The organism is Arthrobacter sp. 05L45_2 (assembly GCF_056397525.1).
In genome coordinates, this window is sequence record NZ_JBFTNO010000258.1 from 1 (window position 1) to 3,523 (window position 3,523).

The window sequence follows — 3,523 nt, forward strand, 5'->3', positions numbered from 1 at the left end:
TGGTGGGACACACCGTGCTGGCCTTCCCGAACGAAGTCACCGTGGTGGACGGCATCCGGATATCGACGCCGGCCAGGACCTGGCTGGATTTGGCCCGCCGGCTGCGGCTGGAGGACCTGGTCGCTCTCGGTGACCAGCTGGTCCGCCAACCGCGGCCAGGACTCGAGCTCCGTACCGAGCCGTGGGCCACGCGCGAGGCACTGGGCACCATGCTGCACCGCCACCCGAAGCTGCAGGGCATCGTAAAAGCGCGCCTCGCCGCCGAACTCATCCGGCCGGGTGCCGACTCCGCACCGGAGACCCTCCTCCGGCTGGCGCTGACCGCCGGGGGCCTCCCGGAACCGGAGCTCCAGCTCAAGCTCGTTCCCGCGGACCCGTACTCACCGGCTGCCGATCTTGGTTACCGCAAGCTACGGGTGGCCATCCAGTACGACGGCGCGCATCACCGGACGCCCGAACAGCAGTCCCGGGACAATTACCGGGATGAAGCCTTCACCTCGGCCGGTTGGCGGTACTTCAAGTTCAACGCCGACGATCTCGCCAACGGTTTCAGGCGCGCTGTACGCAGGATCCGGGCCGCCGTCGAGACCCGTTAAACGCCTGTTGCCCTATCACTTTTGGCGGCTATGACGGGCTCATGCCAGCCATAAGTGATAGGGCAACCGGGGTGGGGCCGGGGTGGGGCGGGGGGTGGCGCTTGGTTAGCGCTTGAGCTGGGTCAGCTCCTGCAGGACCTCGTCCGAGGTGGTGATGATGCGGGCGTTGGCCTGGAAGCCGCGCTGGGCGACGATCAGGTTGGTGAACTCCTGGGAAAGGTCCACGTTGGACATTTCCAGCGAGCCGCCGGCCAGGGTGCCGATGCCGGGGTCGCCCGCGGCGCCGAGCTGAACGTTGCCGGAGTTGGCGGTGGCGACGTAGGACGAGCCGCCGGCCTTTTCGAGGCCTGCCGGGTTGGTGAACTTGGCGAGGGCGATCTTGGCCAGGACCTGCTTGGTGCCGTTGCTGAAGGACCCGATGAGGGACCCGTCGTTGCCGAGGGTGAAGGACTCCAGCTTGCCCGCCGGGGTGCCGTTCTGGCCGCTGACCGTCAGCGAGCTCACACCGGCGTACGAGGTCACCTGGCTCACGTCGAGGGTCTTGCCGGCAACGTTGAGCTTGCCCGGGGACGTCAGCTGGCCGTTGGTGAACTTCATCGAGTCGGCGATGGTTGCGCCGCCGTCGGTGGAGACACCCCAGCCGCCGGGCTGCTGGACGAAGGTAAGGGTGAGGTTGCTGGGGGCACCCACGCTGTCATAGACCTTCACAACGCGGTCGAACGACGCCGACCCGGCCTCGGCGGGGAGGTTCCCGTCGAGCGTCACCGTGGTGGTGGGGGTCGCGATCATGGTGTTCGGGTTCAGCGTGATGTTGCCGATGGCGCCGGCCTGGTTGACGACGCCGCTGTTGTTAGCGGTCCAGCCCTGCAGGATGCCGCCATCCGGGCTGACCAGCTGGCTGTTGGCGTCGAAGGTCATGGATCCCGCGCGGGTGAAGAGCTGCTGGCCGCCCTTGCTGGTGACGAAGAAGCCGTCACCGGAGATCATCATGTCCGTAGCGCGGCCGGTGCTCTGCGACGAGCCCTGCGCGAAGTTGGTGCTGACGCCGGCGACGCGGACGCCAAGGCCGATCTGCGCCGGGTTGCTGCCGCCGGTCTGGCCCTGCGGCGCGGAGGCCCCCTGGGTCATCTGGGACAGGGTGTCCTGGAACTGGGTGGAGGAGGCCTTGAAGCCGGCCGTGTTGACGTTGGCGATGTTGTTACCGGTGACATCCAGCATGGTCTGGTGGGCACGGAGGCCGGAGATTCCGGAGTACAGCGAGCGGAGCATGGGAACTGCCTTTCTGCGGGAGGAAACGGGTCAGGGAGCGGCCGGCGCGGTCAGGCCGGTGATGGAGTCGAGGGGAACGGAAAGCTGGCCGATTTTGACGGCCGGTACGGCGCCGGCAAAGGACACGGAGCTGGCGATGCCCGAGCCGGTGGTGCCGTCGGCGAGGGTGTAATCGACCGAGTGGCCGATGAGCTGGGACGCGGCCGACCGCATCTGGAGGGAGAATCCCTCCTTGCTGTTGGTGGTCAGTTCGGTCATTTTTTCCATCATGGACAGCTGGATGGTCTGGGCCATCATCTGGTTCGTGTCCATGGGGGCGCTCGGGTTCTGGTTCTTCAGCTGGGTCACGAGGAGGGTCATGAAGACGTTGGCGTCCATGGTCTGCACGGGTGCCCGGACGGCGGTGGCCGCCGGGGTCGCGCCCGCGGCCGTCACCGGCTGGGGAACGATGGGCTGGATTGTCATGAGTCGGATTCCTTCGGTCAGACGAGAATGTCGAGGGTGGTTTGGGGGCCGGCCAGAATGGTGGCGTTACGCAACGTCGACGCATCGGCCAGGGCATCCCAGCGGTGTCCGGGGCGCGGTTCGCCGGGGGCCTTCCGCCCTCCCGAGCCACCGCCGGCGCCGCCGCTCTGTGAGGCGTCGCGGCCGGCTGCTTGCTGGGCGTCCTGCCGGGCGTCGTTGCCCTGGCCCAGCGGGCCGCTGTGGTCCGAGACGTCGAGGCTGGCACCGAAGCCGGAGCCTGCGAGTTCCTTGCGCAGTTCAGGAAGGATCCCCCGCAGCGCCTCGCGGCCGGCGTCGCCCGGGGCGAACAGTTCGATCCGCACCCCTGCAGCGTCGATGTGCGCCCGGACGGTCATCGGTCCGAGGTCCTCGGGGCTGACTTTCAGGGTCATGATGTGCTGCCCGTGCGGTGCACCGGCGAGCGTGAACAACGGCTTGGCCAGCTGCGGGGTGAGCGCCGGCTGCTGCGCCGGCACCGGCGCGGGAGCGGCCGCAGGTGCCGCCTGGCCGGTGGCCGGGGAGGGAGCCGCCGTCGTGGTCACGGCTGCGGCACCGGCTGTTGCGGAAACGTCGACGGCGGGGGCCGCCTGCGCGGACGGGAGGCCTTCCGTCGTGGCGCCCGTGGTCCGGACGCCGGGCCTGGCTGCTGCGGAAACGCCCGCCGCCCCGGCGGCTCCGGCGGTTGCGGCCGGCGTCGTCGTGGCCGCGGCAGCATCGCCGGGGGCCAAAGTCTTGGCAGCAACCTTAGTAGCGGGAACGACGCCGGCGTCCCCGCCAGCGCTTGGAAGGCGGGGGTCCGGGGTACCGGGGCCCTGCGCCTCCGCAGCCGGGGCAGCGGCCCCGGGAAGGTTGGCGGCCGGCTGCTGGCCTGCCACGGCCGCAGCGGGGGCCGCAGCGGGGGCCGCGACAGGCACCGTGACGGGTGCCGTCGGAAGGCTCGCCGTGACAGCGGGGCCGGACGCCGTAGCAGCCGGCGCGGGGAAGGCGGCGGCAGCGGGCTGGTCAACGAGGCGGGGGTCGGCCGACGCCGGGGCGGCAGCCCCAAGGGCAACGCCGGAAGCTGTTGTGGCGGGGTTCCCGGCCGGCAGGACCGTGCCCTGAGAGCCGGCTGCCCCGGGAGTGTCCTGCGTTGCAGCCGAGGGCACATGGATGGC

The 3,523-nt window shown here is 70.1% G+C and carries 4 protein-coding genes; 1 reads left to right on the forward strand and 3 read right to left on the reverse strand.

Going from position 1 to position 3,523, the window contains the following annotated elements:
- A partial coding sequence (locus tag AC1DHD_RS15035) for an endonuclease domain-containing protein (protein WP_476880483.1) occupies positions 1-596 on the forward strand: 596 nt, incomplete at its 5' end.
- A gap of 105 nt (positions 597-701) precedes the next feature.
- Here the strand turns inward: AC1DHD_RS15035 and AC1DHD_RS15040 are convergent.
- From AC1DHD_RS15040 to AC1DHD_RS15050, 3 genes are all read right to left on the reverse strand, one after another.
- The gene (locus AC1DHD_RS15040) at positions 702-1,865 is read right to left on the reverse strand and encodes a flagellar hook protein FlgE (protein WP_476880484.1); all 1,164 of its coding nucleotides are present in this window, start codon (positions 1,863-1,865) and stop codon (positions 702-704) included.
- Positions 1,866-1,895: 30 nt separating this feature from the next.
- Positions 1,896-2,330 (reverse strand): flagellar hook assembly protein FlgD, encoded by a 435-nt coding sequence (locus AC1DHD_RS15045; RefSeq protein WP_476880485.1) that lies wholly within the window; start codon positions 2,328-2,330, stop codon positions 1,896-1,898.
- Between the two features lie 17 nt (positions 2,331-2,347).
- The coding region (locus AC1DHD_RS15050; protein ID WP_476880486.1) for a flagellar hook-length control protein FliK at positions 2,348-3,523 on the reverse strand (1,176 nt) is incomplete at its 5' end.

What these genes read in the sequence shown, in the direction of transcription:
- AC1DHD_RS15045 (WP_476880485.1), bottom strand. Translation starts at nt 2,330, where the DNA reads ATGACAATCCAGCCCATCGTTCCCCAGCCGGTGACGGCCGCGGGCGCG.
- AC1DHD_RS15040 (WP_476880484.1), bottom strand. Translation starts at nt 1,865, where the DNA reads ATGCTCCGCTCGCTGTACTCCGGAATCTCCGGCCTCCGTGCCCACCAG.